Origin of the sequence: Desulfatiglans sp. (genome assembly GCA_012513605.1) — a bacterium.
Lineage (GTDB): Bacteria > Desulfobacterota > DSM-4660 > Desulfatiglandales > HGW-15 > JAAZBV01.
Map to the genome: position 1 here is coordinate 72,575 of JAAZBV010000115.1, position 25,517 is coordinate 98,091.

Consider the following 25,517-nt stretch of genomic DNA (forward strand, 5'->3'; position numbering starts at 1 on the left):
GTGATAATATGTTAACAGGAATCAGCGCATTACCAACTTACGAGACAAAAACCACAACAGCAAAGGCAGAGGACAAGCTTGGGCGAGATTCCTTCCTCAAGATGTTTATCGCCCAGATGAATAATCAGGACCCTCTTAACCCTATGGATATATCACAAATGAGTTCGCAGCTTGCACAGTACAGCTCCCTTGAGCAGTTGCTGAATATAAACAGTAATCTCGAATCTATTGAGGGTATCCAGAACAGCAGCAACAGGTACCAGTCAATTGACCTGATAGGGAAAGAGGTACAGGCAGACAGCAGCACACTTGTCCTGGATAATGGGAAGGCGGCAAATGGCATGTTTTATCTTGGTGAGGCAGCGAACTGCACAGTGCAAATATTTGATGAAAACGGCGCCTCTATCAGGAAAATTGATCTTGGGGTGCTTGAACCCGGTAACAACGAATTCGAATGGGATGGATTTGACAACAATAAAAAACTCTATAAATCCGGCCAGTTCATCTATGAGGTAACAGCCATTAACAACAATAATAATTTAGTATCTGTTGATAAAACCATTAAGGGGGTAGTCACAGGGATAAACTTAAATGATAAAGAACCGGTAATATATGTAAATTCAACACCTATATCCATGTCTCAAATAATGAATGTAAACATGGTCAAGGATACGCAAATATAAATCAATATCCCGGAACAGTTCCGGAGAAATTATTAATTAAGATAATTACAGGAGGCAATTATGGCTTTATCAAGTGCACTTTTTTCAGGTATCAGCGGTCTGACAAATTTAGGCAATGCAATGCAGATCATTGGTGACAACATCTCGAATCTAAACACCATTGGTTTTAAAAGCAGCAGTTTTACGTTTCAGGACCTTTTAAGCCAGAGCATGTTCACAAGGTCAGGGACATCCCAGGTAGGCAGGGGCACAGCAATAGCTGATGTCTATGCATCATTTGAGCAGGGCTCTTTTGAGACTACCGGCAACACAACAGACCTTGCAATAGGCGGCGATGGCTTTTTTGTAATAAGGGAATCAGGTTCAGACAGCTTATTCTATACAAGGGCTGGTAATTTCCGCTTTAACAATGACGGTCAGATGATAAACCCTGAAGGCTATGTGGTGCAGGGATGGGCTGTTGATGATAATGGAAATATCATGGGATCAGCAGTGGATATAGCGATGACATCATTTACATCACAGCCCCAGCCAACCGACAGTGTCTCCATTATTACAAACCTTGACAAGGACCAGGTGAGTAACAACGAGGACCCCTTTTTATCAGACGCATGGGATGGTAGTGTAATCGATTCGCCGCCTATTGCGGCTTCCTCTTATGGGTATCAGACAACTGTAAAAGCATATGACTCACTTGGCAGTACCCACGATATAACTATCTATTATGACAAGGTAGATGGATCAACCCCTCCTCAATGGGAATATCTTGTAACATGCCCTCCAGGTGAAGACCTGAGAGAAAATATGCCAGGGTCAGTGTCAGCCGGCCTTCTTGCACGTGGCACTATTACATTTAATGAAGGGAGTGGTACTATTACAGATGTTACCATGTCAAGGCTTACAGATCCAGGTACAGGTCCTGTGTGGACAAATTTAACAACAGCAGACTGCAACGCCGACGGGTACTATGAATTCGGGGCAGACTTTCTTGGCGGCACAGTAACATCACAGGATATAGCCCTTGATATAGGGGTCAGATGGAATGGCGCCTCATTTGTACCGGATTCACTTTCCACCACACAGTATGCAAGCGCATCCACCACCATTTATCAGTCTGCAACCGGTTACGGCGCCGGCGACCTGCAGGGTGTTGATGTGGATGTTGATGGCCTGATCACAGGTGTATACTCAAACGGCCAGGTGCTTCCTCTGTACAAGATAGCCCTTGCAAAGTTCCAGAGTGTACAGGGTCTGCACAAGATGGGCGGTAACCTTTACAGGGAGACAAGGGAAAGCGGTTCAGCAACAACGAGCCTGCCCGGTTCAAACGGGTTAGGCAGTATTGCGCCAAACTCTTTGGAGCAGTCAAATGTTGATATGGCGGCCGAGTTTGTTAAGATGATCACAACACAGAGGAATTTCCAGGCAAACTCAAAGATCATCACAACAACCGACACCATGCTTTCAGAGCTTATCAACCTGAAGAGGTAATATTTTCGGGTTATATAAGGGCGCATAAATAATGCCTGCCCGGTGACAGGGGCGACTTCACCAAAAGGCATTATAAAAAATGTGAAAGTAGAGATTGGAGTATTTCCTCCAGGGCATAATAAGTTGCCTCCACAACCAAGGCCCTGGCGGAAATAATTATGCCTCCAGGCGGGTAATGCTCTTCTGCCCTGTGAAACAGACCCTGTTTCATACGGCAGGAGTCATTCACCCAATCTCAGTAACTCCTTTAGTAAAAGGATATCAGCTTTTTGACAGACCATTATCACAACAATTAAAGTCATTATTTTGACAGAATAAAGGGGCCAATAACCTCTAAATCAATGTCATTATTTTGACATCTATCTTTAAATGTTTTAAATCCCTTTAGCAAAAATAGAGGCAACAGATTTAAAGCCATTTACTCCTTCCTTGTAATCACAGATTATTCCTTAGTTAATACAGCATGTTAACACCACACATCTTATGTCCTTAAAATATACCCCCCCTAAAAACTGATGTGGCACAGAGGTTGCTTTACAGTACGGTGAGAATATTTCTTTCGCTAATCTGGAGATCTGAATATGGATATAGCAACCATAATAGGAATTATTACTGCATTCACTCTTGTGATATGGTCAATAATGATGGGGAGTTCGCTCTTTCTGTTTATTGATTTACCCTCAGTGATGATAGTTTTCGGAGGCACCTTCGGGTGTTCAATGATAAATTATCCGCTCCCTGATATCCTCAAGGTAATGAAGGTGGTTAAAAATGCCTTTTTTGTTAAACCGGCCACATCCAAGGATTTAATCAGCAAGTTTGTAAGCCTGGCAGGAACAGCGAGAAGAGAGGGGATCCTGGCCCTTGAGACCGCCCTGAATGATATCACAGATGACTTTATGAAAAAAGGTCTTCAGCTTTCTGTTGACGGGCTGGAGCCTACATCCATTAAAGATATCCTTGACACGGAAATCGAAAACATCAAAGACAGGCACAAACTTGGCGCCGAGATATTCAGTACAATGGGGACATTCGGGCCTGCCATGGGTATGCTGGGTACACTTATAGGGCTTGTACAGATGCTCCAGTCAATGGATGACCCAAGCAGCATCGGACCCGCGATGGCAGTTGCCCTTTTGACCACATTTTATGGCTCACTACTGGCTAATATCTGCTGTCTCCCCATCGCCGGCAAACTGAGAGGAAAGAGTGCAGAAGAGGTAGCGATTAAGGGAATCATGCTGGAGGGGATCATGTCCATAGCAAAGGGCGATAACCCTAGACTACTGGAGCAAAAGCTGAATGCATTTCTCTCACCTGAAAAGCGTGAAACGAGCTTTAAATAATAAGAAATCCACATGGAGATAAAATAATGGCAGAAAAAGAAAGAGATGAAAGGGAAGATGAGGCAGTAAAGAGCGAAGAGGCGCCAAAACGAAAAAAGGTCCCTATAAATATGATTATCATTATCATACTGGTTTTATGCCTTGTCGGCGGTGGTGTATTTGTCTGGAAGAGCGGGCTCTTCTCAAAAGGCACTGATGGCTCTGCTATAGATACAGAAAAACAAAATAAGGAGCTCATCGGGCCTATACTTACACTGGACACCTTTATTGTTAATCTTATCGGTGACCGCGGTAAAAACTATCTCAAGGCAAAGGTGGAGCTGGAACTTGATTCTGAGAAAACAATAGTGGAGATAAATAAACGGCTTCCCCAGATAAGAGATTCAATACTGACGTTATTAAGCTCAAAGTCAAGCGAGGATATAAACACCCTTGATGGCAAGTTCCAGTTAAGGGCTGAGATAATGACCACGATAAACCAATACCTTAGAACAGGGAAGATCAGGAATGTCTTCCTGACAGATTTTATTATCCAGTAATGGGAATTATGTGCTTTACAGGAGTATAGGTTAGGATATGAATAAGCTACTATCACAGGATGAGGTTGATTCCCTCTTAAAAGGGCTTGATGCAGGAGATATTGACAGCATCAATGACTTTTCTTCCGATAACAGTGATGATGTCAATGTAGACTCATTTGACTGGGCAATAGCAGGCCTTAATGTAAGGGGCAATATGCCTCTTCTTGAGGTTGTGAACAGCAAGTTCAGTCAGAAACTGAGGGGAACACTCTCCAATTCATTAAGAAAAATGCTGGATATCACGCCTGACCCTCTTGAAACAATAAAATACAGCGACTTTCAGAAGTCACTTCCTGTGCCAACCAGCATGCACCTCTTCAAAATGGAGCCCTTAAGGGGCATCGGCATAATCGTTGTTGAAAGCAGGCTTGTATTCAGCCTTGTGGAGGCATACTTCGGAGGAAAAGGCATCGGCGCAACAAAGATTGAAGGCAGGGAATTCACAGTAATAGAAAACAGGATCATCGAGAAGGTTGTGCATATGGCGCTCAATAACCTCGCAGAGGCGTGGGAGGATGTGCACCCTCTGAAGACAGAATTTTTAAGATCAGAGAGTAACCCCCTTGTAGTAAATGTTATTCCAGGTGAGGAGCTCATGATTTCAACAAAGTATGAGGTAGAACTCACAAAGGTTCTGGGCAACATAATCATCTGTTTTCCTTACGCATCGTATCAGCCAATAAGGCACAAGCTTGCGGGTGATTACAGAGACGAGGCAGAGACAACCCAGCTAGACAGGACATGGATAGAGGGTATCGAATACCAGCTCAGGGGAACTGAAGTAACCATGAACATTGATCTTGGTAAAACCCAGCTCTCTGTCGGTGATTTTTTGAACCTAAGAGAAGGGGATATCCTCATACTTGATAAACACTTTAAACAGCCATTGATAGGTAAAGTTGAGGATATAAAGCTGTTTGAGGGTTTTGCAGGCAGATACAAAAACAATAAGGTCTTCAAGGTGGAAAGGCCTTATGTTGAACAGGTATAAAGCAATATTTACGAAGGAGAGACAATAATGCCAGGAGGAATGGATTTGACAGAACTTGAACCAGGATTGGGACAGAACGGGGCCGGAAGAAACATGGATTTTCTGCTGGATATCCCGCTGGAAATCTCGGTTGAACTGGGAAATGCAAAGATCAAGATCGGCGAACTGCTAAAGCTGAGCCAGGGATCCGTGGTAGAGCTTAACAGGCTTACAGATGAGCCCCTTGAGATATTTGTAAACAAAAAACTGATGGCACACGGCGAGGTTGTTGTGGTCAATGAAAAATTCGGCATCAGGCTGACCAATATAATAAGCCCCGGTGAGAGGGTAAAGAGCCTTACCTGATTATGTGGCCATGAAACACGGAGAAACATCTTGAACCCTGACATCAATATACTATCATACAAGCATGGAATCTCCATGCTTATTGTCTTTATCCTGCTGATATTGTTTATGCTCATACTGAAACGATTAAAAGGGGGCACACTCTCATTAAGAAAATACCCTGCAATGAAGATCATCAGCACACTCTCCCTGGCGCCGAAAAGATCTCTTGCTATTGTTGAAGTCCGTAATGAATGGCTCCTCCTTGGTGTAGGGGCTGAAAACATCTCCATCTTATCAAAGTACGATAAACCGGAAGAGACAGGTGAAAATACAAAGTCAAATGGTGAAGGAGCGTTTGCCTCATTTCTTTTAAGGGCAGGGATAACCGGAAAATCACCTGAAAAAAGCAGCAGAAAAGATGAAAAAAGATAAAAAAATAACAATATTAATCGCTGTCATAATGGGCACGGGGCTTCTGTTATTAGCATCTAATGCTATGGCTCAAGCCCCATCGCTTCCGAACCTGACAATAGGTCTTGGGCAGGCAGATAACCCAGAACAGGTCTCAACATTATTGCAGGTACTCCTCCTGCTTACAGTCCTGACACTGGCCCCTGCTATTGTTGTTATGATGACATCATTTACAAGGCTTGCTATCGTACTTTCACTTGTAAGGCATGCATTAGGCACACAACAGATGCCCCCAAATCAGATCATCATTGGGCTTGCGCTATTACTGACATTTTTTATCATGACCCCTGTTTTTAATGAGATCAATGATGTAGCACTCAAGCCCTACCTTGCTGAAGAGATCTCCCAGAAAGATGCTATGGAAAAGGCGGTTAAACCAATAAGGGCCTTCATGTTAAAGCAGACAAGGAAAAAGGACCTTGCTCTGTTTATGGATATCGCAAAGCTTAAAAAACCTGCTAATTATGATGAGATACCAACCGTCGTTCTCATATCTTCTTTTGTGGTAAGCGAACTCAAGACCGCATTTCAAATAGGCTTTGTAATATATATCCCGTTCCTTGTCATAGACATGGTTGTAGCCAGTGTGCTCTTATCAATGGGCATGATGATGCTGCCACCCTTCATGGTATCTCTCCCCTTCAAGCTCATGCTCTTTGTCCTTATTGATGGCTGGAACATCCTTGTAGGGTCAATGGTTAAAAGTTTTTTATGAGGAAAATATAAATGACTCCTGAATATGTAATAAATCTAGGCGCAGAGGCAATAAAGCTTGCACTGCTTTTATCGCTTCCTCTTTTGGGCGTAGGCCTTATTGTCGGATTACTGGTTGCCATTTTACAGGCAACAACCCAGGTGCAGGAGATGACCCTATCATTTGTCCCCAAGATCGTCGCCGTACTGCTAACACTGCTCGCAGTTTCACCATGGATATTACAGAAGATCACAGGCTTTACAAGCAACCTGATACAGAGCATTCCATCTATTATCAGGTAATGGCTAAAAATGTTTTTACCCCTTGAAACATTTGAGCAGCTTGAGGGATTCTTCTGGATACTCGTCCGGGTTGGAACCCTCTTTTTCCTGCTGCCGCTCTTCGGGGCAAGAAATATCCCGTCACTTTGGAAGGCAGGGCTTTCATTTGTCATTGCCATTGTCCTGACCCCGGTTGTACCTGCGCCTCAGAACCTGCCTGTTACAGCCCCTGGTATAATCCTGGGGGTTACTTCAGAGATGCTCATGGGCCTTATACTTGCCACCACCATCAGGATATTCCTTGCGGCAACCGAAATGGCAGGTCAGTTTATGAGCTTCCAGATGGGCTTTTCAATGGCCAGCGCAATAGACCCACAGACAGGGGCGCAGAGCAATGTACTTACACAGTTTATCTATATATTCACATTGCTGATATTCTTTTCCATGGATGGTCATCATATGTTTATAAGGGTAATGGCAAACTCCTTCTATTCTGTTCCTGTAAACAGCATCAGCTTTAAACCGGGCATAGCGAATGAACTCATCAAGGCAGGAACAAGCATGTTTATATTAGGCATAAAGATAGCTGCGCCGATCCTTGTTGCTCTTTTCTTATCAAACCTGTGCCTGGGCATTATCGCACGAACAGTACCTCAGGTTAATATACTCATGGTAGGTTTCCCGGTTAACCTCTCTATAGGTTTTGTCCTTTTCTGCTTAATACTAATGAATATCTACCCTCTTATTTTCAACATTAAAGAGAGTATGAGCAAGAGCCTGATAAGGCTCTTAGGCCTGATGTAGGAGCAATATGGCAGAACAGAGTTTTCAGGATAAAACCGAACAGGCAACACCTAAAAAACTGGATGACGCACGTAAAAAAGGCGAGGTAGCTAAAAGCCGCGAACTATCCTCAATAGCCATCCTCACCGCAGGCACCATATACCTTTTTTTTAATGCAAAAACCATAACAATGACCCTTGGAAACAACCTTAGAAAAAGCTTTACCATGATACCCGAGGTCATGGCAGCCGGTGACTTGTCACCTCAAATGGTTTCAGACATAATAGTTGACTTTCTCATCCTGCTTGCCCCGCTGCTCCTGATTCTTATGATTGTTGCCATACTGATAAACCTCTCTCAGATAGGCATACTTTTCAGTGTCGAAGCCTTGACGCCAAAGGCGTCAAAAATAGATCCGATAAAAGGATTTGGAAGGGTCTTTTCAAAGAGATCTCTTGTTGAGCTGGCTAAATCAATCCTCAAGATAGCAATAGTCGGTTGGGTGGCCTTTTCTGCATTCAAAAATGATCTACCCAGGATGATACCCCTTTTATACCAGGAAAATGCCCAGATATTTTACTTACTTGGAGAATTGTCCTTTGACATAATGGTAAAATGCTGCTGCGTTATCCTTGTGCTTGCCATCCTAGATTTCATGTACCAGAAGTGGGAATACTCACAGAATCTTAAGATGACAAAACAGGAGGTAAAGGACGAATTCAAGCAGTCTGAAGGAGACCCAATGGTTAAATCGCGCATAAGGTCTATCCAGAGGGAAATGGCAAGGAGGAGGATGATGGAGGAGGTTCCAAAGGCAGATGTTATCATCACAAACCCGACCCATCTCTCTATTGCGCTCAAGTACAAACCCCTTGAAGGAATGAAGGCACCTTTAATCGTTGCAAAGGGGGCAAACAATATTGCCTTTAAGATCAGGGAAATAGCGGCAGAGCACAATATACCGCTAATCGAGAACAAACCCTTGGCACAGAACTTGTATAAATTAGAGCTGGGAACTGAGATTCCTTCGCATTTTTACCAGGCAGTAGCAGAGATCCTGGCCTATGTATATGGATTAAAAAAAAGAGGTTATAAAGGATAAAAAATGGAAGCAGTAGAAAAAAACAGTCCATCTTTATTTGCACACATGGATATCTGGGTGGCAGTAGGCATCATGGGGGTGCTCATGATCATGATCATACCACTGCCGACCATGTTGCTGGATGTCTGTCTTGCCATTAATATTACCCTTTCGGTGCTTATTATACTTGTAACCATATATGCCGCAAAGCCACTTGACTTTTCAGTCTTTCCATCGCTTCTCCTGATTACAACACTTTTCAGGCTGGCCCTAAATATCTCTTCAACAAGGCTGATACTCCTTAACGGACACAGCGGCCCGGATGCAGCAGGTCATGTGATAAAAAGCTTCGGTTCCTTTGTTGTTGGTGGAAACCCTACCGTGGGTCTAGTGATATTTGTCATACTGGTTATCATCAATTTTGTGGTTATCACAAAAGGTTCAGGTAGAATCGCTGAGGTAGCTGCCCGTTTCACCCTTGATGCAATGCCAGGTAAGCAGATGGCCATTGATGCGGATCTCAATGCAGGTCTTATAGACGAGGGTGAGGCAAGACGCAGAAGGTCTGGCATATCAAGGGAGGCGGAATTCTACGGTGCAATGGACGGCGCAAGCAAGTTTGTGCGCGGCGACGCTATAGCAGGCATTATCATAACCCTTATCAACATAATAGGCGGCCTTATCATAGGCGTTCTCGAGATGAATCTTGACCTGGGAAAGGCAGTTCAGTTCTATACCCTTCTAACCATTGGTGACGGTCTTGTCTCCCAGATACCCGCCCTTATTATATCAACCGGCGCGGGTATACTTGTTTCAAGGGCATCATCTGACGGCACCAATATGGGCGTTGAGATGGCAGGTCAGCTCGGGTTACAGCCAAGGGCGCTTGTGATCGCCTCCGGCATAATTTTCCTTTTTGGCCTTGCGCCCGGCATGCCTCTTATCCCATTTACTATACTGGCCGGATCAGTTTACCTTATTTCAAGGTCAGTTAAGAAAAAAGCAGCATTGGCAAAAGCCGAGGCTCCCACTGTAAAGGAGGAACAGGCAGAGGCCCAGGCGCCTGAAGATGTCCAGAAACTCCTTCCGCTTGACAGCCTTGAGATGGAGATAGGTTACGGACTCATTACAATAGTTGACGATAAATCCCAGGGTAACCTCCTTGATCGCATACGCGCATTGAGAAAACAGTTTGCGGTCGATATGGGCATGGTAATCCCCTCCATACATATAAGGGATAACCTTGAACTCAAACCAAATGAATATGCATTCTGTATAAAGGGCAATGATGTTGCAAAGGGAGAAATCCTTGCAGACCATCTGCTCGCCATTGACCCTGGAGACGCCAGGATGAAACTTGAAGGAATACAGACAAAAGACCCGGCATTCGGGCTTCCTGCCGTGTGGATATCACCTGAAAGAAAGTCAGAGGCACAGCTTGCTGAATACACGGTTGTTGAACCGGCGAGTGTTATAACAACCCATCTCTCTGAGGTGGTAAGACGTCACGGATATGAATTCCTGGGCAGGCAGGAGGTGCAGAGCCTTCTTGAAAATATCGGAAAGACCGATCCAAAGGTGGTTGAGGAACTTACTCCTGGTCTTCTTAATCTCGGCGCAGTGCAGAAGGTACTCCAGAACCTTGTAAGGGAACAGGTCTCAATAAGGGATCTCCTTACCATCATTGAGACACTTGCAGATTACGCACCCCTTACAAAGGATACAGATATACTCACAGAATATGTAAGACAGAGGCTTTCACGCACAATAACAAAGCCCTACCTTGAAAATAAAAAGACACTAAAGGTTCTTAACATCAAGCCATCTATTGAGGAGCTTATTACAAAGGGTATAAACCAAACCGATTTCGGCGCATACCTTGCGCTTGGACCGAGCGAGGCAAACAAGATTATCCATCATGTGAAGAGATCACTTGATGATGTTGCAGCAAGGATTGAACAGCCTGTTATCTTATGCTCAACAACAGTGAGAAGGCATCTGAAAAAGCTCTGTGACAGCTTTCAGATCAATGTTGCAGTATTTTCCCATAATGAGATCCCAGGAGGGCTTCAAGTTCAGTCCCTGGGAGAGATAGGTTAATTGAATGAATATCAGGAAATTCATAGCCAGGAATTCGAGTGAGGCCATCAAGATGGTCAAAAAGGAGATGGGTGACGACGCTGTTATCCTAAGGACAAGGAATGTGCCATATTCCGGCAAAGATGCTGAAAGACCAGGACAGGGTATAGAGGTGACAGCAGCCATTGACTATGATGCTACCGGCAGTAAGCAGTCTGGAAGTGATGTTAATGAAGAGATAAAGGAGCTCAGCCGTGAATTAAAAGAGATAAAAGAGGCGATTCTTTTTTCGGATGCAACTGATGTGCTTACCCCTGAGTTCTATTTTGACCGTGATATAAGGGAAAAATATAATTATCTTAAAACCCTCGGGATCAACCGGAATCTCATAGGTAAAATCATGTCCGAGAACAGGCGTGAGACGTCATATAGCAGCCAGGACAGGTCACACCTGCTTCAGGAATCCCTGCTCAAGGTTATGACAAAGATAAAGATAGACAGTGAGAGGGATACAGGAAAAGGGCAAAAGATATACACATTCATAGGTCCAACAGGTGTGGGCAAGACAACTACACTGGCCAAACTTGCTGCCCAGAGCGCTATAAACAGCGGTATGAAGACAGCCATGATAACTTTAGATACCTTCAGGATAGCAGCAGCAGCCCAGCTCGAGGCATATGCAAGGATCATGGGGCTTCCGGTAGAGGTGGCAGTCAGCAGCAAAGAGCTTAATGCGGCTATAAGAAAATACAGCGATTATGACAGGATATTTATAGATACAGCAGGAAGGAGCCCGAACAGCGATCATGGCAATAAGGATATTATGAATCTTTTCAGGGACAATGCCAATGTCCACGGGTATCTTGTTTTAAGCGCCACAACACATTATAAAAACATGGTTCATGCATCGGAAAGGTTTGAAAATCTGCCATTTCACAGTTACATTTTTTCAAAACTGGATGAGACAGATGATCTTTCACCAATGATAAATTTCCTTATATTAAAGGAAAAACCGGTCTCATATTTTACGACCGGGCAACAGGTGCCGGAGGATATAGAGCTCGCCTCAAGGAAAAAGATGGCATCAATATTACTGTCAGGAATAAAAGAAAAATCACACAAGGTATCAAGTGAGGGTATATACAATGGATCAAGCTGCAGGCCTTAGAAAAATGGTCAATATGGAAACTACAATGCCGCCTTTAACAGTTGATAAAAAGAGGGCTCAAAGTATGCCCCTGAGGGTTATTTCAGTTACAAGCGGAAAGGGGGGCGTTGGCAAGACAAGCATTACAGCAAACCTTGCGGTTGCATTTCAGAAACTCAATAAAAGGGTGCTCATCCTCGATGCAGATCTTGGGCTTGCCAATATGGATATCATGCTTGGCATTAACCCAAGATACACCATAGGGAATGTGCTTAGCGGTGAAAAATCCCTTGAGGATGTTATTGTGACCACGCCTGCCGGGTTCAAGCTGCTGCCTGCCGCGTCAGGGATGCAGGAGCTGACAGAGCTGGGTGAGGATCAAAAACGCTTTCTGTTGAACGAACTGGATGCCATCAATGAGGAATTTGATATAATCCTTATTGATACAAGCGCCGGGATATCATCAAACGTGATGTATTTCAATTTTGCCGCAATGGAAAGGCTTGTCGTATTAACCAATGAGCCCACTTCACTTACAGATGCATATGCCCTTATCAAGGTGCTTACAAGCAAATATAATCAGAAGAGGTTCAAGGTGCTTATAAACCTTGTACAGGATGCGAGTGAGGCAGACCGCATATTCAGGAGCCTCTCCATTGCTGTTGATAAATATCTTCAGTCTCCTTCGCTTGATTATATAGGGTGGATACCATATGATAAGATGATTCCAAAGGCAATAAGGCGGCAAAAACCGCTTATTGATACCCATCCTGATTCGCCTGCAAGCAAAAGCATCTTTGCCCTTGCAGAGAGGATACTTTTCAAGGAAGAGGAACTTAATTTTGAAGGGGATATAAAATTTTTCTGGAGAAGGCTGCTTAATTGTTGAAGGTAGACAGAAGATATGTAATTTTGTATAGTTTAAATTAAATTAAATCAAATTGAAGCGAGGTACCGGGGAATGCAGTCCCCTCAGGCAACAAAAAGAAAATTAAAGGTGTATAACCGGCCAGTCCCCATAAGGTCAAACGATAAAAAAGAGACCAAAAGGGAGGACCTTGTCACAAGGTATGCCCCGCTTGTAAAGACAATCGCTGGCAGGCTTGCCTTGAGGCTGCCGCAGCACATAAGCCAGGATGACCTTACCAGCGCAGGTCTTATGGGGCTCCTGGATGCCATTGACAAATTTGATGTTGAAAAGGGCGTTGAGTTCAAGTCATACGCTGAATTCCGCATCAAGGGCGCTATGATTGATGAATTAAGGTCAATGGACTGGGTACCCCGTTCAGTGCGTAAAAACGCAAAAATGCTTGCCGAGGCATACTCAAAGGTGGAAAACAGGGCCATGCGCCCTGCCCATGATGAAGAGGTGGCTAAGGAGCTGGGTGTTGATCTGAATGGCTTTTACAAACTGCTTGATGATTCAAGGGGTATAAGCATCTTTAATGAGTATGACATGAAGATCCAGAACGGTAACGGTGACGGTGAATCCGCAGAAGAAGATACCTTTGAGCTTGGATTTGATCAATCGCCTTTACAGACCCTTAAAAAGGCCGAGCTTGTTAAGGTTATTGCAGGAGCAATCGACAGACTACCCAAAAATGAAAAGACAGCTGTCTCCCTCTATTACTATGAAGAGCTTACAATGAAGGAAATAGGCGAGGTTATGGGCTATACAGAATCCCGTGTATCCCAGCTCCATACAAAGGCTGTGATAAGGCTAAAAAATAACCTTAAAAATTACTTTGATAAATAAGAATGCCGAAAAAGAAAAAAGAGAGTAAAAACCTCGCGCAGGATGAAAAAGAAGAGATCAGGGATGATGAGCCTTCAGAAGAGGAGGAAAAGACCCCTGATGAAGAAAAGCCCCAGGAGGCAGTAAAAAAGCCGGGCATAAAAAAATGGGTATTCATTATTGTTGCTGGTTTAATACTGGTTGCATCCGGCATCGGGTATCAGTTCATGCCAGATAGGTTTAACAACCTTTTTAAAAAGGAGTTCAAAGGCCCAGGGATCATAAATGAAGATAACCTTAGCGAAGAAAAGATATCACCCTTTTTTATTCCCCCAGGGCCTGCTGACAAGAGCATAAGGATAGACCTTACGATAGTATGGGATGGTATAGCATCCATTAAATATAAAAAAAATGAATTGAGCGCAAGGCACATGATGGCTGAGCGTTTCTATAAACTGGCAAAGCAGCACCCGGATCTGAATGCTGTAAAATCTGATCTGGAAAATGAAATCGGTTCAATACTGAGAAGTTCACTGGGTGTCCAGAGTTTGAATATAAGGATAAAGGAGATTCGGTATTTCTGATTCATAAGTGGAGACTCCACCTCCTCCTTTATAGATCAAAGGAGACTGAAATGAACGATTTTACAAAAGTGGACAGGCCGATAACGATCCCCAATACCCCTGGCGGGGTGTGGCAGGTCGAAAAGAAGAGAAAGGCCAGGGACAGAAAGGGTAAACAGCTAAAGTATCAGGGCAAGGGTCATTCGGACACGGATGAAGAGAGTGCCCAGCTTGCAGAAACTGAAACAGAAAGTGTCGATGAAAGGGAGTATGAAGATCAGGCTGGCTACGGGGCTCTGAAACATAAAAAACCCCACTCCACCATCAGGATTGATCTCAAGATATAAAAATATGGATATACAGACATGGATAATAGGTCAGTCTATTGTTGAGATAATTATTATAGGCCTCATGCTGTGGTTTATAAAAAGTCACAATGCAATGCGTAAAAAAAATGATGAAATAGGGGCCATCTTTGAAAATCCTGAGAAAATTATCTCTGAGATGCAGGAGATTACAAGGACACTTGAGAAAAACCTTGAAGAAAAAAAGGAGATAAGCAGGAGGATGCTGGGCCAGCTTGAGGATATCCTGAAGAGGGCTGACCATACACACAATGAGCTTCAAAGCCTCATGAAGGAATACAGTTTAAGCCCTGTTAACGCCCATCCGGCAGCGCAGGATTCAAAAAGGATGCGCACCTCAGTTAATGACCTCTTAAAACAGGGGCATTCAAAGGAAGAGATAGCCGGGAAGCTTGGCATATCCACAAGTGAAATTGAGCTTCTTATCAAGCTGAACAAAAGGCAGAAAGGCGAGGCCAAAAAATAACCGGTAACAAGGGTGGCAATGGATGATATGATTAGCCCTGTCCAACCCAAAAGCGGTCCTTCCGCCACATCAGGTGAAACAAGAAACAGCATTACCACTCCCCTGAAACAGGGGGCCATAATCAAAGGCACCGTACAGCAGCGGCTGAAGAATGGCGAATTTATTATCTCTTCAGGCGGAAAGGATTTAAGGGCACATTCATCTCTGACCCTAAGGGTGGGGCATCAATATGATTTTAAGGTCATTTCTGCTAAAGACCCTCTTGAACTCAGGTTGATTGAAGGAGAGAACAAGGTTCAGGGAAACATATCAACCCTCATATCCTCTGCAAACACAATAGGCCATAAACTCACCCAGGCACTTTCTAATGCAATACAATTTCCACAAATAAAGAATCTCCCTGCCCAGGTCTCTGGGCTTATGGATAAACTCCAGGAGATACTTAAGCGACCCATTTCTGCAAAAGATATCCCCCAGATAGTCTCATGGGTAACAAAGAATATCCAGGGAAGCGGCATCTTCTGGGAGGCAAAACTGCTTCATCTGATAATGGGGAAAAAGGGTGATGCGCCAAAAGAGCTTGCTGATCAGGATATCAAGGCGATACTCATTAACATCCTCAAGAACCTAGATAAAACCCAGGAAGGAAAAGAGGGGGTGCAATCATTATCAATCAGTTTGAGAGATGCACTGCACCTTATTGAACAGGAACAGGTCCTGAATCTGGACAGTATGAGGAATGGCATAGGCTGGTTTGTGAACCTCCCATTTATAGATAAGGATGATTTTTTATCCTCTGAGCTTTTTATCAAAAAATCAAAGGAAGGGGGCCTGCATTTTTCCATATTCCTTGATATGACCTTTACAGGCAGGATGAATATAGATACCCTGTTTCTAAATGAAACAGCATCTGTAATGATCTATGTGGAGAATGAAAAGACAAGGGACATTATCATTGAAAATGGCCATGAGCTTGAAGAGGCATTTAAAAAGGCAGGGTTTATAACAGGTAAGATCAGGTGCGAGGTAAGAGAGAATGTTGTGCCGGACGAAGCTGTTGAAAAGGCCGGTCATTCACAGGTTGACATAACAATATAGATAATAAAAAGCTTATGGAAGAAGAGAAGAACGAGATAAAAAAGGCTGTTGCCCTGAAATATGAGAGGGGAAAGGATGCCGCGCCAAAGGTAACCGCAAAAGGGACAGGCCTTATTGCAGAAAAGATACTTGAGATCGCGGAAAAGGAGGGCATCCCCATTACCGAAGACCCTGACCTTGTTACTGCCCTAGCAAGGCTTGATTTCTATGACCAGATACCCCCTGAACTCTACCGTGCTGTAGCAGAGATACTTGCCTTTGCCTATAGCATAAACAATAAGATGAAGACGGGCATGAAATGATACCCATGATAGGGCGAATAATTATTCGCCCGAACAGGCGATTTCAACACACCATCTTGTGTTAGGATATCAAACAACGTAGGGGCACAGCCCACCGTCGCTAAAGCTATGGTGGACAAGCGCCTGTGCCCTCTTTATGAATGTACACTAATTAAGCGTTTCTATATCAGCAAATTTTCCGATAAACTCAAAAAACCTGCTCATATGATCATCTGACATATCCTGAAATTGCAGACCTCCCCTTCTCATAAAAACAGTGCTGAAAGGAAACGGGCTGTCAATCCTGAAATCGGTTACAACCCTGAAGGTTATATCTTTAAGCTGTGCGCCATTCCCTGAAGAGTAGATATCCAGTTTATGAACACCATCTATTGGTTCACAATTGGCGAGGTATTTGAAGCTCATACCCCCCTGGCTGATATCTATGATCTGCCCGACAGTAAGTTTTGTGTCATTATTTTTCCTGATCACCGCAAAGACACCATCCTTTACACGAAATCTCTCATACGCCCTCTGTTCCTTTTGGTTATGCTCTCCCATACACACCACCTGTATTATTGAATTTTAACGGCTGAATACAAGCCGGTTAAGAACACCGAAAAACAACCTTCCTGAAGAGGCCATGAGAAGAAAGATCGATATCATGAGCAGGAATATAACAGGAAGCCAGACACCAAAAGCCGGATCAACTGAACCTCTTTCACACATATACCTCACTGACATGAGGATAACATAATAACTTAAAAATAAAATCAGACTGATAACAATACCCTTTGCCCTTCCCTGCGCCCTGATGTGAGCGCCCAGAGGGGCACCGGCAATGCCGATGAGAAAGACTGCAAAAGGGATAGAAAACATCTCATAATAAGTAAGACCCGCCAGGGTCTTATTAGCTTTATCATCACCCTGAGACCTGATCAGGTCAAGCAATTCTCCGGGATACATCTCTTCAGGCTCTCTATCATGCCCCTCCTGATAGATGGACATATCGCCCAGTTCGAGGTTATAACTTAAGACCTTGAACCAGTGCACCTGAGATTTTCCATCCCTGTCATCAGGGAAAACAGAGCCATCAAAAAGCTGTACCATGACGCTGTTTTCCTGGTGAATAAACCGTCCCTTTTTTGCTACAAAGGTCTTCTCCCTTCCGCCTCTTTTATCTACAACAAATACATCCTCCATTACCCTTTCTTTGGGAGAATAGCTGTTTACATAAAGCATAAGATCCGGTGTAATATCAGTAAAAACCCTTTCCTTTACCATAAAATCAGCCCTTGACTTCATGATATCCATTAAAAGGGTTTTATATGTCCTGTTGCCATAGGGGCTTAAGAACAAGGTTAAAAAAAGGGAAAGGATAAGAGAGATAAAACAGAAAAGAACAACAGGCGGCATCAACTGATTAAGGCTTATACCTGAGGAGTGCAGAGCAATGATCTCATTATCACTACCCATTCTTATAAATGATAGCAGCACCCCCATAAGGCATGCAACCGGCATTGCAAAAAGTATAACCTTTGGTAAAAGAGACAGGATAAGCCCGAAAAGCTCTTTAAGACCCACCCCCTGGTTGACAATCAGCTCTGTCAGATTAAGTATCCGTGAGGCCATAATGATAAATATAAATACCATCATGCAGGTCAGAAATATTGACCAGATTTCCTTTGAAATATATTTAATAAGTGTAATTCTCAAAGGGTCACCTGTCTTTATGGTTCAGGCAAATAAAAAAAAATAACAGGCAGATAAATCGCCTGAGGACATAAATATCACAGGTAAAGGAGAATGCTGCCCAGGAGATCGCGCAGGTTTGCATTAGGATTTTGGGGTTTACTTAAAACGATAGGTTACAAGACCGTGTGATGTGTCATATGGTGAAACACTGACTTTTACCCTGTCTCCCTGAATAACCTTGATCCTGTTTTTTTTCATTCGACCGGAAAGCACACCGTGAACGATAACATTGTTATCACATTGAATTTCCATTGTGCCTCGCCCCATTACGCGGGTTACAAGGCCTTCCAGTTCTATTAAGTCTGTTCTACTCAAAATGTCCCTTTCAATAAAATTAATAATATATGGTTTTTTAAGGCTTTTAAGAATAATTTGGGCAATCTACTTACATTAATCAAATTAGTCAATAGCTAACCAAAAATATTTTCACAGCTTTTTTTCAATTAGCCCTTTAATAAGGGATGCCTGAACTTCTGCAACATTGGAGTTTTCCATAAGCGCATCTTTTGCTGCCCTGCCTTTTTCAGAAAGGAGATCACGATTATTCAGATAATAGATGATCTTTTCCGCAAGGTCAAAGGCCCCCTGCACCTCAATATCTGCATCATATTTTTTAAAAAGATGCATGGCATCTGAAAAATCCTCCATGTGTGGCCCGTGAAACACAGGCACGCCCCAGGCTGCCGGTTCAAGGGGGTTCTGTCCTCCCAGGGGCACAAGGCTTGCTCCACAAAAGGCTATATTTCCAGCGCTGTAGATATTAAACAGCTCACCAAAACAGTCTACAATTATGATGCCCTCAGTTCTGGCACCCCCCGGTGCTAAAAGTTCGCTCCGCAAATGATATTTCAACCCCTTTATACTTATGAGTTCTGTTAATTCCTTGATCCTTTCAAGATGCCTGGGTGCAATAATAAGCACTGTATCTTGGAAGGCATCGATTATCTTTTTATATGCCTCAAGTATGATCTCCTCTTCACCTGTCCTTATGCTCCCCGCAACAATAACCGGGGCATCTGGTGGTATATGCAGCATCCTGCGGATATTTTCATTCATCCCCTGGGTGGTGCTACGGATCAGCATGTCATATTTGGCATTCCCGTTGACTGAAACAGTCTCAGGCCTTGCACCCATCTCTATGATCCTGGTCCTGTCCCCTTGACCTATCATGCTCATGAGATCAAATCTGGATAAAACCATCCTGAAAAAGGGCATTACCCGCCTGTAGCCCCTGATTGACCTGCCGGATATCCTGCCGTTTAACATGGCAATTTTAACATTACGTTTTTTCGCCTCTATTATCCATGAGGGCCATATCTCTGTCTCAAGAAATATGAGGATGTCGGGCTTTATCCTGTTAATGGCATTTTTTACCAGGGGAAAAAAATCAATGGGTGAATATATAACAGGCACATCATTGCCAAACAGCTCCAGGGCAAGGGCCCTTCCATGTTCAGTGCTGGTGGAGAGTATGATAGAGGAGCCTGGTACAAGACCTTTAAGAGAAGAAATTATAGAGTTTGCCACCCTTATCTCACCAAGGGATACAGCATGAACCCATATCTTTGGCCCGCTAATTAGGGATTTGGCGGAGCGCTCAGGTATAAAACCAAACCGCTCCAATAAATGCCTTCTGTACTTTCCTGAAAAGATAACAAAGAGCATAAAGGGTATTATGAGAATAACAAAAATGACAGAGGTTATCACCCTGTAAATAAAATATAATATATTCATACAGTTAAATAATACATCCTTATAGCCTTATGGAATTAATATTTAGGAGACAGGATAGGTAAAAGGGGATTACCTGTCAAGGATCAATTCAGGGTCACCCCTTCCAAAGGATATTGCAATATCTTTTTTCTTATGCCAAAATGCCCCGATTTTAGATTTTACTTGGTATGCATCCAAGAACTGTCGTTTTCAGATGCAAGCTGACAGCTGATCGCTGACTGCTGAAAGCCACATCCAGGATTTTTATCTTTCTGGATGGAAAATACTTAGTGAGGGGCCAATATTGACAGACCATCTGACAGAACTTAAAAAAGAGCTTGTCTTTCTTAATCTATATGACAAGGCTAGGGAAATCTTTAATGAGCTTGGTGAAAGGGCTGTTGTCTCATATATAAGGTCAAGCCATCGCCTTTTAAGCAAGGTATATCACCCTGACCTTAATCCTGAAAATCTTCATATGGCTGTAAAGACACAGCAGAGCCTTAACAGACTCAGCATCCTTATCGGCCAGATGGAGGATAGCGAAATCATAGGCATTTTTGATAATATAAAGCTAAACGGCAATGAAAATCACCGGAAAAAGATACTTGTGGTTGAAGATGAGTTCGGTCTCCAGGAGATCTTCAAGGATATCTTCAGGATGGAAGGCTATGAGGTAAGGGTTGCAGTAGATGGTGTAAACGGCTTTGAGATGTACAAGCAGTTTTTACCAGACCTGGTGTTTACGGATGTGGTAATGCCAAAGATGAGCGGCATTGAGCTTGTCAGCAAGATCCGAGAGATCACGCCTGATATCAAGGTGATATATATAAGCGGGTTTTTCGGCATAAGAAGGCTGAGGGAGGAGCTGGACGACGATATTGTAAAATACAGGTATCCGACACTTGCAAAGCCCTTTAAGACAAGCGAGATGCTTGAGCTTGTAAAGGGTTACCTTAGCCGCTCATGAGAATTATAGAAGATAACTTCAGGCTATGCAGAGAGGTAGAAAAAAAGATATTCAGATACCTGAGCTTTACCCCTGAAGATATATTAGAAATGGTTAATGGAACTGAGGCATATAACTTTCCATGAAAAATAACTTTCTCATTATACTTTTAATATATCTCTTACTATCTTTTACAGTAGAGGCAAAAACCCCCACTGTATCTGTAGAGGTTATACACTCCACTGACAGACATGAAATGTCAAAATCATACCCTGTTCTCTTCAGATTGACAGTAGCCAGTGGCTGGTACATTCACGGGACAACAAAAGAGGATTATCTGATACCCACCGCCCTTGTATTCACTGGCACAGATGGCATATCAGTTGAGAACATAGAGTTTCCTTTGCCGGAAAAGATAAAATTTGAATACACAGACAGGGCTGTTGATGTTTATGCCGGTACCTTCTATGCGCAGGGCATGGTAAAGGTGGAGCAGGGGGCGGCTACAGGGTTAAAATCAATAACAGGTGAGCTCAGTTATCAGGCATGCTCAAAGGCATCATGCCTTGCCCCTGAAACCATACCGGTTGAGATAGAGCTGGATGTTGTTACTACAGGTACTGCAACGAATCAGATAAACCAGGATATCTTTCTTGCAAGCGAGAGGATGGATAGGTCTGCTTCAAAGTATGATTCAGGCATCCTCTGGGCAATACTGTGGATATTCCTGGGTGGGCTTGCACTTAACCTCACACCCTGTGTATATCCTCTTATCCCCATAACTGTCTCATACTTTGGAGGGAGAGAAAACAGGCATGGCAGCCATACAATACTTCTTGGCATACTTTATATCTCCGGGCTTGCCTTCACCAATTCCATACTTGGTGTAACAGCAGCCCTTACAGGCGGGATTCTGGGTGCAGCCCTTCAGTACCCGGTTGTGCTTATTATAATTGCGCTTATCATGTTTTCACTGGGGTTAAGTTTCTTTGGCCTCTGGGAGATCCATGTGCCTGGAAGCATCACAAAGATAGCATCAAAAAATTTCAGCGGTTATTTTGGCACATTTTTTATGGGGCTTACCCTTGGGATCGTGGCAGCGCCGTGCCTTGGCCCCTTTGTCTTAGGGCTTTTAACCTATGTTGGTCAAAAGGGAGACCCCTTTATAGGTTTTCTCTATTTCTTTGTATTGAGCATAGGGATAGGTCTTCCATTATGCCTGTTGGCCATCTTTTCAAGCGCCATAGATCGTCTCCCGATGTCCGGGGACTGGATGCTTTGGGTAAAAAAGGTAATGGGGTGGGTCATGATTTTTATGGGGTACTATTTCTTAAGCACCCTTATAAAAAACCCCATGGTCTATTATGTGGTGTTTGGAGCTCTATCAATTATTGCTGCGATCCATCTGGGATGGCTTGATAAAACAGGGGCAAGGCTTAAGTCATTCAGCCTGATGAAAAAGACAGCTGGTGTATTGATTATCCTGGCAGCCGGGCTTTATCTCTTTACATCCATTGACCTGAGTGAGCATGTCAAATGGATACCATACAATGAAACCCTTGTTACAGAAGCAAAAGATAATAAAAAGCCGGTAATCCTGGATGTATACGCGGACTGGTGCCTGCCTTGCAGACACATGGAAAAGACCGTTTTTAATGCCCCGGAGGTTGTAGAGTTAAGTAAAAGATTTATTACCCTGAGGCTCGATATTACCAGAAAACAGCCGAAACAGGAGAGCATAAGAAAGCTCTACAGTATTGACGGTGCGCCAACCATCATATTTTTTGATAAAGATGGCAAGGAGATCCCGCAAATTCGTATAGAGGCAAAAATCAGCGCTGAAGAATTCCTGGAACATATGAAAAAGGCGCTTGGGGAATAAGGATTTCAAATCTCAAATTTGAAATCTGAAATCTCATCTCACCACAGCCGCCTTCGCATAAAGCTATGGCGGGCCAGGGAGAGCACAGAGTGCACAGAGGTTTATCTGTTATTTTAAATCCCATATCTTAAATCAAATGAAGCTGACCGCTGATTGCTGATTGCTGAAAGCTTCATTACCATCTTATCAGCGCACTTCCCCAGGTTAAGCCACCGCCAAATACAGGCATGCAGACATGGTTTCCATCCTTTATGCTCCCATCTCTTACCGCCTCATCAAGGGCAATGGCGCACGATGCAGAGGATGAGTTGCCATAGCGGTCAAGCGTGATGTAAAACCTCTCAATGGGCACCTCTATTGATTTGGCAATCGAGCTAAACATCCTGAAATTAGCCTGGTGGGGTATAAACCAGTTTATATCCTCTATGGTAAGCTTGTTGTGCTCAACCCCTTCCATGATCGAATCAACAAAGTGACGCACAGCAACCCTGAAACTTGCATTTGCGCCTATCATATTCAGGTAGTGCTCTCCCCTTTCAACGCTCTCCTTTGTTATAGGGGTAACCTTTGATCCGCCACCCGGCACAAGGAGATCCCTCCCGTTTTCACCATCAGTATGTACATGTGTGGATAAAAGCTGATGTCCCTTGTTATCAGCAGTCAATATGGCAGCCCCTGCTCCGTCACCCCACAATATGCAGGTTGTCCTGTCTTTCCAGTTGACTACCCGCGACATTACCTCTGCGCCTATTACAAGGGCATTTTTTGCTGAACCAGCATGTATGAACTGGGACGCAACATGCAATGCGTATATGAACCCTGAACAGGCAGCAGTAACATCAAAATTTATAGCCCTTTTAGCATTGAGCTTGGCCTGTAGCCAGTTGGCCGCTGCCGGACACTGCGTATCAGGGGTAATGGTACCAAGCACAATAAGATCAATATCATCGGGCGTAAGGCCTGCCATATCAAGGGCCTTTTTAGATGCCTCAAAGGCAAGGTCTGAAGTAGCAACATCGGGCTCAGCAATCCTTCTTTCCCTGATACCTGTGCGCTGCACTATCCATTCATCAGATGTGTCAAGCCCCATGTCTTTTATATCATCGTTGGTAAGTTTTTTTAGAGGGACATATGACCCTGTGCCGAGTATCCTGATCTTTTTCATTTATACCAAATAACCTCCTGAAGGTTCTATATGATAAAGGTAAGAGAGTGTAAATGATACGTAATAAAAGTCAAGAGACTATATTATTTTATTCTTATTTTTGCGACAGACTCAATATGGTATGTATGTGGGAACATATCAACCGGCTGTATTTCCAGCACCTCATACTTCTCCTTCATATCACATAAATCCCTTGCCATTGTTGCAGGGTTGCATGATACATAAACTATTCTTTCCACACCCATCTCCATGATTGTCTTCAGGATATCCTTGTGTATGCCAGTCCTGGGCGGGTCAACAATCATCAGATCAGGCTTGTATGATATCTTATTGATAGTGTCACGAATATCTCCAAGTATAAACTTACAGTTGGATATATTATTAATGCGGCAGTTGAGTTTTGCATCAGCTACTGCGCTTTCAGAAATCTCCATACCGAGTATCTCTCCCGCATATCCAGAAAGGTAAATGGGGATAGTGCCTGTACCGCAAAAAAGGTCAAGCGCCCTTTCAGAACCGGTAAGTTCTGCATATTTTAACACCTGATCATAGAGCCTTTGAGCCCCTTTTGTATTGGTCTGGAAAAATGAATTGGGTGAGACCCTGAATGTGTAAGGGCCGATCTTTTCATTTATATAGCCCTCACCGGTTACCACTATCTCCTCTTCACCCACAGCTGTGGCTGCCTTTCTGCTGCTTATATTGTTAACGATTGTCTTTATATTGGGGAAACTCTTATGCAGTATATCTGCAAGGGCCTTGATCTGACCCGGCTCATTTACAGATGTAACTATGTTCACCATCCACTCATCAAATGCCACTGAATGCCTGAGTGTGAGAAAACGCCAGAAACCTTCATTGGTTTTCAGGTTATAGACCGGCAAATGAGACTTATCTACAAATGCCTTTACAGTTTGAAGGATTGCATTCCCGGTAGAATCCTGTATAAGGCAGGCATCTATATCTATAACCTTGCTGAAGGTGCCGGGCACATGCAGCCCCAGCGCAAAACCCTCCCTGATGTTGTCCCTGCTGTATTCCTCAGGTAATACCCAGGGCCTGTCAGAGAATGAAAACTCCATCTTATTCCTGTAACCATATATCTCATCAGATGGGATCACATCATGGACAGGAACCCCTGTGAGCCCCCCTATCCTCTTTATAGAATCTGCCACATGCTCTTCCTTATATTTGAGCTGAGATGAATAAACCAGATGCTGATACCTGCAACCGCCGCAGTGCTCATGATATGGGCATGGGGCATTGATCCTGTCAGGGGATGGTGTAAGCATCGCAGCAATTACAGCATTGGCATAATCCTTTTTCTTTTTTATTATCCGGGCAATTACCCTGTCGTTAGGGATAGCGCCTTTGACAAAAACAACAAACCCATCTACCCTGGCAATGCCCTCACCACCAAATGCGAGCGTCTCTACATATAATTCAACCAAATCATTATTTCTTATGATCATTAATGTATACCATCCCATATTTACTATAAGTGTAATCAGATGGCCGATGTTACATCATGGGCTCAAGCTATGGTAGTAAAAAATAAAAAATAAGAAAAAAGAAGGGATTTAAAGATCT

At 43.5% G+C, this 25,517-nt stretch carries 28 protein-coding genes; 22 read left to right on the plus strand and 6 right to left on the minus strand.

The features are described from left to right. The first annotated feature begins 8 nt into the window (after window positions 1-8). The 20 genes from GX654_15425 to GX654_15520 all read left to right on the plus strand — a co-directional run bounded on the left by GX654_15425 (window position 9) and on the right by GX654_15520 (window position 16,484). Entirely contained in the window at window positions 9-683 is a 675-nt protein-coding gene (locus GX654_15425) for a hypothetical protein (protein ID NLD38252.1), read from the plus strand. Window positions 684-743: 60 nt separating this feature from the next. Then, window positions 744-2,174, plus strand: coding sequence for a flagellar hook protein FlgE (locus GX654_15430; GenBank protein ID NLD38253.1), 1,431 nt, complete (start codon window positions 744-746; stop codon window positions 2,172-2,174). Between the two features lie 581 nt (window positions 2,175-2,755). After that, a complete protein-coding gene (locus tag GX654_15435) occupies window positions 2,756-3,520 on the plus strand; it encodes a motility protein A (protein ID NLD38254.1) in 765 nt (254 codons plus the stop codon). 26 nt (window positions 3,521-3,546) lie between these two features. Continuing rightward, window positions 3,547-4,059, plus strand: coding sequence for a flagellar basal body protein FliL (locus GX654_15440; protein NLD38255.1), 513 nt, complete (start codon window positions 3,547-3,549; stop codon window positions 4,057-4,059). Between the two features lie 37 nt (window positions 4,060-4,096). After that, window positions 4,097-5,092: a flagellar motor switch protein FliM gene (fliM, locus tag GX654_15445; protein NLD38256.1), complete on the plus strand. Its 996-nt coding sequence runs from the start codon at window positions 4,097-4,099 to the stop codon at window positions 5,090-5,092. A 27-nt stretch (window positions 5,093-5,119) separates the two neighbouring features. Continuing rightward, window positions 5,120-5,437, plus strand: coding sequence for a flagellar motor switch protein FliN (gene fliN, locus GX654_15450; protein NLD38257.1), 318 nt, complete (start codon window positions 5,120-5,122; stop codon window positions 5,435-5,437). A 30-nt stretch (window positions 5,438-5,467) separates the two neighbouring features. Next, window positions 5,468-5,851: a flagellar biosynthetic protein FliO gene (fliO, locus tag GX654_15455; protein ID NLD38258.1), complete on the plus strand. Its 384-nt coding sequence runs from the start codon at window positions 5,468-5,470 to the stop codon at window positions 5,849-5,851. After that, on the plus strand, window positions 5,838-6,605 hold the full coding sequence (gene fliP, locus GX654_15460; protein NLD38259.1) for a flagellar type III secretion system pore protein FliP: 768 nt from the start codon (window positions 5,838-5,840) through the stop codon (window positions 6,603-6,605). Before fliO ends, fliP begins: the two co-directional genes overlap by 14 nt. 11 nt (window positions 6,606-6,616) lie before the next feature. Next, window positions 6,617-6,886, plus strand: a complete 270-nt coding sequence (gene fliQ / locus GX654_15465; protein ID NLD38260.1) for a flagellar biosynthesis protein FliQ — start codon at window positions 6,617-6,619, stop codon at window positions 6,884-6,886. 9 nt (window positions 6,887-6,895) lie between these two features. Continuing rightward, the gene (gene fliR / locus GX654_15470; GenBank protein NLD38261.1) at window positions 6,896-7,669 is read left to right on the plus strand and encodes a flagellar type III secretion system protein FliR; all 774 of its coding nucleotides are present in this window, start codon (window positions 6,896-6,898) and stop codon (window positions 7,667-7,669) included. 7 nt (window positions 7,670-7,676) lie between these two features. Beyond that, entirely contained in the window at window positions 7,677-8,750 is a 1,074-nt protein-coding gene (gene flhB / locus GX654_15475; GenBank protein NLD38262.1) for a flagellar biosynthesis protein FlhB, read from the plus strand. A 3-nt stretch (window positions 8,751-8,753) separates the two neighbouring features. Continuing rightward, a complete protein-coding gene (gene flhA / locus GX654_15480) occupies window positions 8,754-10,829 on the plus strand; it encodes a flagellar biosynthesis protein FlhA (protein ID NLD38263.1) in 2,076 nt (691 codons plus the stop codon). Between the two features lie 4 nt (window positions 10,830-10,833). Further along, window positions 10,834-11,976 (plus strand): hypothetical protein, encoded by a 1,143-nt coding sequence (locus GX654_15485; protein NLD38264.1) that lies wholly within the window; start codon window positions 10,834-10,836, stop codon window positions 11,974-11,976. Further along, the gene (locus GX654_15490; GenBank protein NLD38265.1) at window positions 11,954-12,844 is read left to right on the plus strand and encodes a MinD/ParA family protein; all 891 of its coding nucleotides are present in this window, start codon (window positions 11,954-11,956) and stop codon (window positions 12,842-12,844) included. The genes GX654_15485 and GX654_15490 overlap by 23 nt, the downstream gene beginning before the upstream one ends. Before the next feature lie 72 nt (window positions 12,845-12,916). After that, window positions 12,917-13,711 (plus strand): FliA/WhiG family RNA polymerase sigma factor, encoded by a 795-nt coding sequence (locus tag GX654_15495; GenBank protein NLD38266.1) that lies wholly within the window; start codon window positions 12,917-12,919, stop codon window positions 13,709-13,711. A gap of 2 nt (window positions 13,712-13,713) precedes the next feature. Then, window positions 13,714-14,274, plus strand: a complete 561-nt coding sequence (locus GX654_15500) for a hypothetical protein (protein ID NLD38267.1) — start codon at window positions 13,714-13,716, stop codon at window positions 14,272-14,274. A 50-nt stretch (window positions 14,275-14,324) separates the two neighbouring features. Continuing rightward, window positions 14,325-14,600, plus strand: a complete 276-nt coding sequence (locus tag GX654_15505; GenBank protein ID NLD38268.1) for a hypothetical protein — start codon at window positions 14,325-14,327, stop codon at window positions 14,598-14,600. Between the two features lie 4 nt (window positions 14,601-14,604). Further along, a complete protein-coding gene (locus GX654_15510) occupies window positions 14,605-15,084 on the plus strand; it encodes a hypothetical protein (GenBank protein ID NLD38269.1) in 480 nt (159 codons plus the stop codon). 18 nt (window positions 15,085-15,102) lie between these two features. Then, on the plus strand, window positions 15,103-16,182 hold the full coding sequence (locus GX654_15515) for a flagellar hook-length control protein FliK (protein NLD38270.1): 1,080 nt from the start codon (window positions 15,103-15,105) through the stop codon (window positions 16,180-16,182). A gap of 14 nt (window positions 16,183-16,196) precedes the next feature. Next, window positions 16,197-16,484 carry a flagellar biosynthesis protein FlhB gene (locus GX654_15520; GenBank protein ID NLD38271.1) on the plus strand — a complete coding sequence of 96 codons (288 nt, stop codon included), beginning with the start codon at window positions 16,197-16,199 and terminating at the stop codon, window positions 16,482-16,484. 147 nt (window positions 16,485-16,631) lie between these two features. On the opposite strand, the gene GX654_15525 is transcribed toward GX654_15520, so the two are convergent. The 4 genes from GX654_15525 to GX654_15540 all read right to left on the minus strand — a co-directional run bounded on the left by GX654_15525 (window position 16,632) and on the right by GX654_15540 (window position 19,952). Further along, window positions 16,632-17,024: a PilZ domain-containing protein gene (locus GX654_15525; protein NLD38272.1), complete on the minus strand. Its 393-nt coding sequence runs from the start codon at window positions 17,022-17,024 to the stop codon at window positions 16,632-16,634. 24 nt (window positions 17,025-17,048) lie between these two features. After that, the gene (locus tag GX654_15530) at window positions 17,049-18,179 is read right to left on the minus strand and encodes a YjgP/YjgQ family permease (protein NLD38273.1); all 1,131 of its coding nucleotides are present in this window, start codon (window positions 18,177-18,179) and stop codon (window positions 17,049-17,051) included. A 135-nt stretch (window positions 18,180-18,314) separates the two neighbouring features. Next, window positions 18,315-18,533 carry a translation initiation factor IF-1 gene (gene infA, locus GX654_15535; protein ID NLD38274.1) on the minus strand — a complete coding sequence of 73 codons (219 nt, stop codon included), beginning with the start codon at window positions 18,531-18,533 and terminating at the stop codon, window positions 18,315-18,317. Window positions 18,534-18,644: 111 nt separating this feature from the next. After that, window positions 18,645-19,952, minus strand: coding sequence for a 3-deoxy-D-manno-octulosonic acid transferase (locus tag GX654_15540; GenBank protein ID NLD38275.1), 1,308 nt, complete (start codon window positions 19,950-19,952; stop codon window positions 18,645-18,647). 283 nt (window positions 19,953-20,235) lie between these two features. Here GX654_15540 and GX654_15545 point away from each other — a divergent pair, with 283 nt between their 5' ends. Beyond that, complete coding sequence (locus GX654_15545) at window positions 20,236-20,901, plus strand: response regulator (protein NLD38276.1); 666 nt, start codon at window positions 20,236-20,238, stop codon at window positions 20,899-20,901. A gap of 121 nt (window positions 20,902-21,022) precedes the next feature. Continuing rightward, a complete protein-coding gene (locus tag GX654_15550) occupies window positions 21,023-22,762 on the plus strand; it encodes a thioredoxin fold domain-containing protein (GenBank protein ID NLD38277.1) in 1,740 nt (579 codons plus the stop codon). Between the two features lie 175 nt (window positions 22,763-22,937). On the opposite strand, the gene GX654_15555 is transcribed toward GX654_15550, so the two are convergent. Both GX654_15555 and rlmD read right to left on the minus strand, forming a co-directional pair. Beyond that, complete coding sequence (locus tag GX654_15555) at window positions 22,938-23,927, minus strand: ketoacyl-ACP synthase III (GenBank protein ID NLD38278.1); 990 nt, start codon at window positions 23,925-23,927, stop codon at window positions 22,938-22,940. Between the two features lie 83 nt (window positions 23,928-24,010). Next, window positions 24,011-25,399 carry a 23S rRNA (uracil(1939)-C(5))-methyltransferase RlmD gene (rlmD, locus tag GX654_15560; protein NLD38279.1) on the minus strand — a complete coding sequence of 463 codons (1,389 nt, stop codon included), beginning with the start codon at window positions 25,397-25,399 and terminating at the stop codon, window positions 24,011-24,013. Window positions 25,400-25,517 lie beyond the last annotated feature (118 nt).

Excerpts from the sequence above, each read along its gene's own strand:
- GX654_15425 (NLD38252.1), top strand. The coding sequence starts at position 9 with ATGTTAACAGGAATCAGCGCATTACCAACTTACGAGACAAAAACCACA.
- GX654_15430 (NLD38253.1), top strand. The coding sequence starts at position 744 with ATGGCTTTATCAAGTGCACTTTTTTCAGGTATCAGCGGTCTGACAAAT.
- GX654_15435 (NLD38254.1), top strand. The coding sequence starts at position 2,756 with ATGGATATAGCAACCATAATAGGAATTATTACTGCATTCACTCTTGTG.
- GX654_15440 (NLD38255.1), top strand. The coding sequence starts at position 3,547 with ATGGCAGAAAAAGAAAGAGATGAAAGGGAAGATGAGGCAGTAAAGAGC.
- fliM (NLD38256.1), top strand. The coding sequence starts at position 4,097 with ATGAATAAGCTACTATCACAGGATGAGGTTGATTCCCTCTTAAAAGGG.
- fliN (NLD38257.1), top strand. The coding sequence starts at position 5,120 with ATGCCAGGAGGAATGGATTTGACAGAACTTGAACCAGGATTGGGACAG.
- fliP (NLD38259.1), top strand. The coding sequence starts at position 5,838 with ATGAAAAAAGATAAAAAAATAACAATATTAATCGCTGTCATAATGGGC.
- fliQ (NLD38260.1), top strand. The coding sequence starts at position 6,617 with ATGACTCCTGAATATGTAATAAATCTAGGCGCAGAGGCAATAAAGCTT.
- fliR (NLD38261.1), top strand. The coding sequence starts at position 6,896 with ATGTTTTTACCCCTTGAAACATTTGAGCAGCTTGAGGGATTCTTCTGG.
- flhB (NLD38262.1), top strand. The coding sequence starts at position 7,677 with ATGGCAGAACAGAGTTTTCAGGATAAAACCGAACAGGCAACACCTAAA.
- flhA (NLD38263.1), top strand. The coding sequence starts at position 8,754 with ATGGAAGCAGTAGAAAAAAACAGTCCATCTTTATTTGCACACATGGAT.
- GX654_15485 (NLD38264.1), top strand. The coding sequence starts at position 10,834 with ATGAATATCAGGAAATTCATAGCCAGGAATTCGAGTGAGGCCATCAAG.
- GX654_15490 (NLD38265.1), top strand. The coding sequence starts at position 11,954 with ATGGATCAAGCTGCAGGCCTTAGAAAAATGGTCAATATGGAAACTACA.
- GX654_15495 (NLD38266.1), top strand. The coding sequence starts at position 12,917 with ATGCAGTCCCCTCAGGCAACAAAAAGAAAATTAAAGGTGTATAACCGG.
- GX654_15500 (NLD38267.1), top strand. The coding sequence starts at position 13,714 with ATGCCGAAAAAGAAAAAAGAGAGTAAAAACCTCGCGCAGGATGAAAAA.
- GX654_15505 (NLD38268.1), top strand. The coding sequence starts at position 14,325 with ATGAACGATTTTACAAAAGTGGACAGGCCGATAACGATCCCCAATACC.
- GX654_15510 (NLD38269.1), top strand. The coding sequence starts at position 14,605 with ATGGATATACAGACATGGATAATAGGTCAGTCTATTGTTGAGATAATT.
- GX654_15515 (NLD38270.1), top strand. The coding sequence starts at position 15,103 with ATGGATGATATGATTAGCCCTGTCCAACCCAAAAGCGGTCCTTCCGCC.
- GX654_15520 (NLD38271.1), top strand. The coding sequence starts at position 16,197 with ATGGAAGAAGAGAAGAACGAGATAAAAAAGGCTGTTGCCCTGAAATAT.
- GX654_15525 (NLD38272.1), bottom strand. The coding sequence starts at position 17,024 with ATGGGAGAGCATAACCAAAAGGAACAGAGGGCGTATGAGAGATTTCGT.
- GX654_15540 (NLD38275.1), bottom strand. The coding sequence starts at position 19,952 with ATGAATATATTATATTTTATTTACAGGGTGATAACCTCTGTCATTTTT.
- GX654_15550 (NLD38277.1), top strand. The coding sequence starts at position 21,023 with ATGAAAAATAACTTTCTCATTATACTTTTAATATATCTCTTACTATCT.
- GX654_15555 (NLD38278.1), bottom strand. The coding sequence starts at position 23,927 with ATGAAAAAGATCAGGATACTCGGCACAGGGTCATATGTCCCTCTAAAA.
- rlmD (NLD38279.1), bottom strand. The coding sequence starts at position 25,399 with ATGATCATAAGAAATAATGATTTGGTTGAATTATATGTAGAGACGCTC.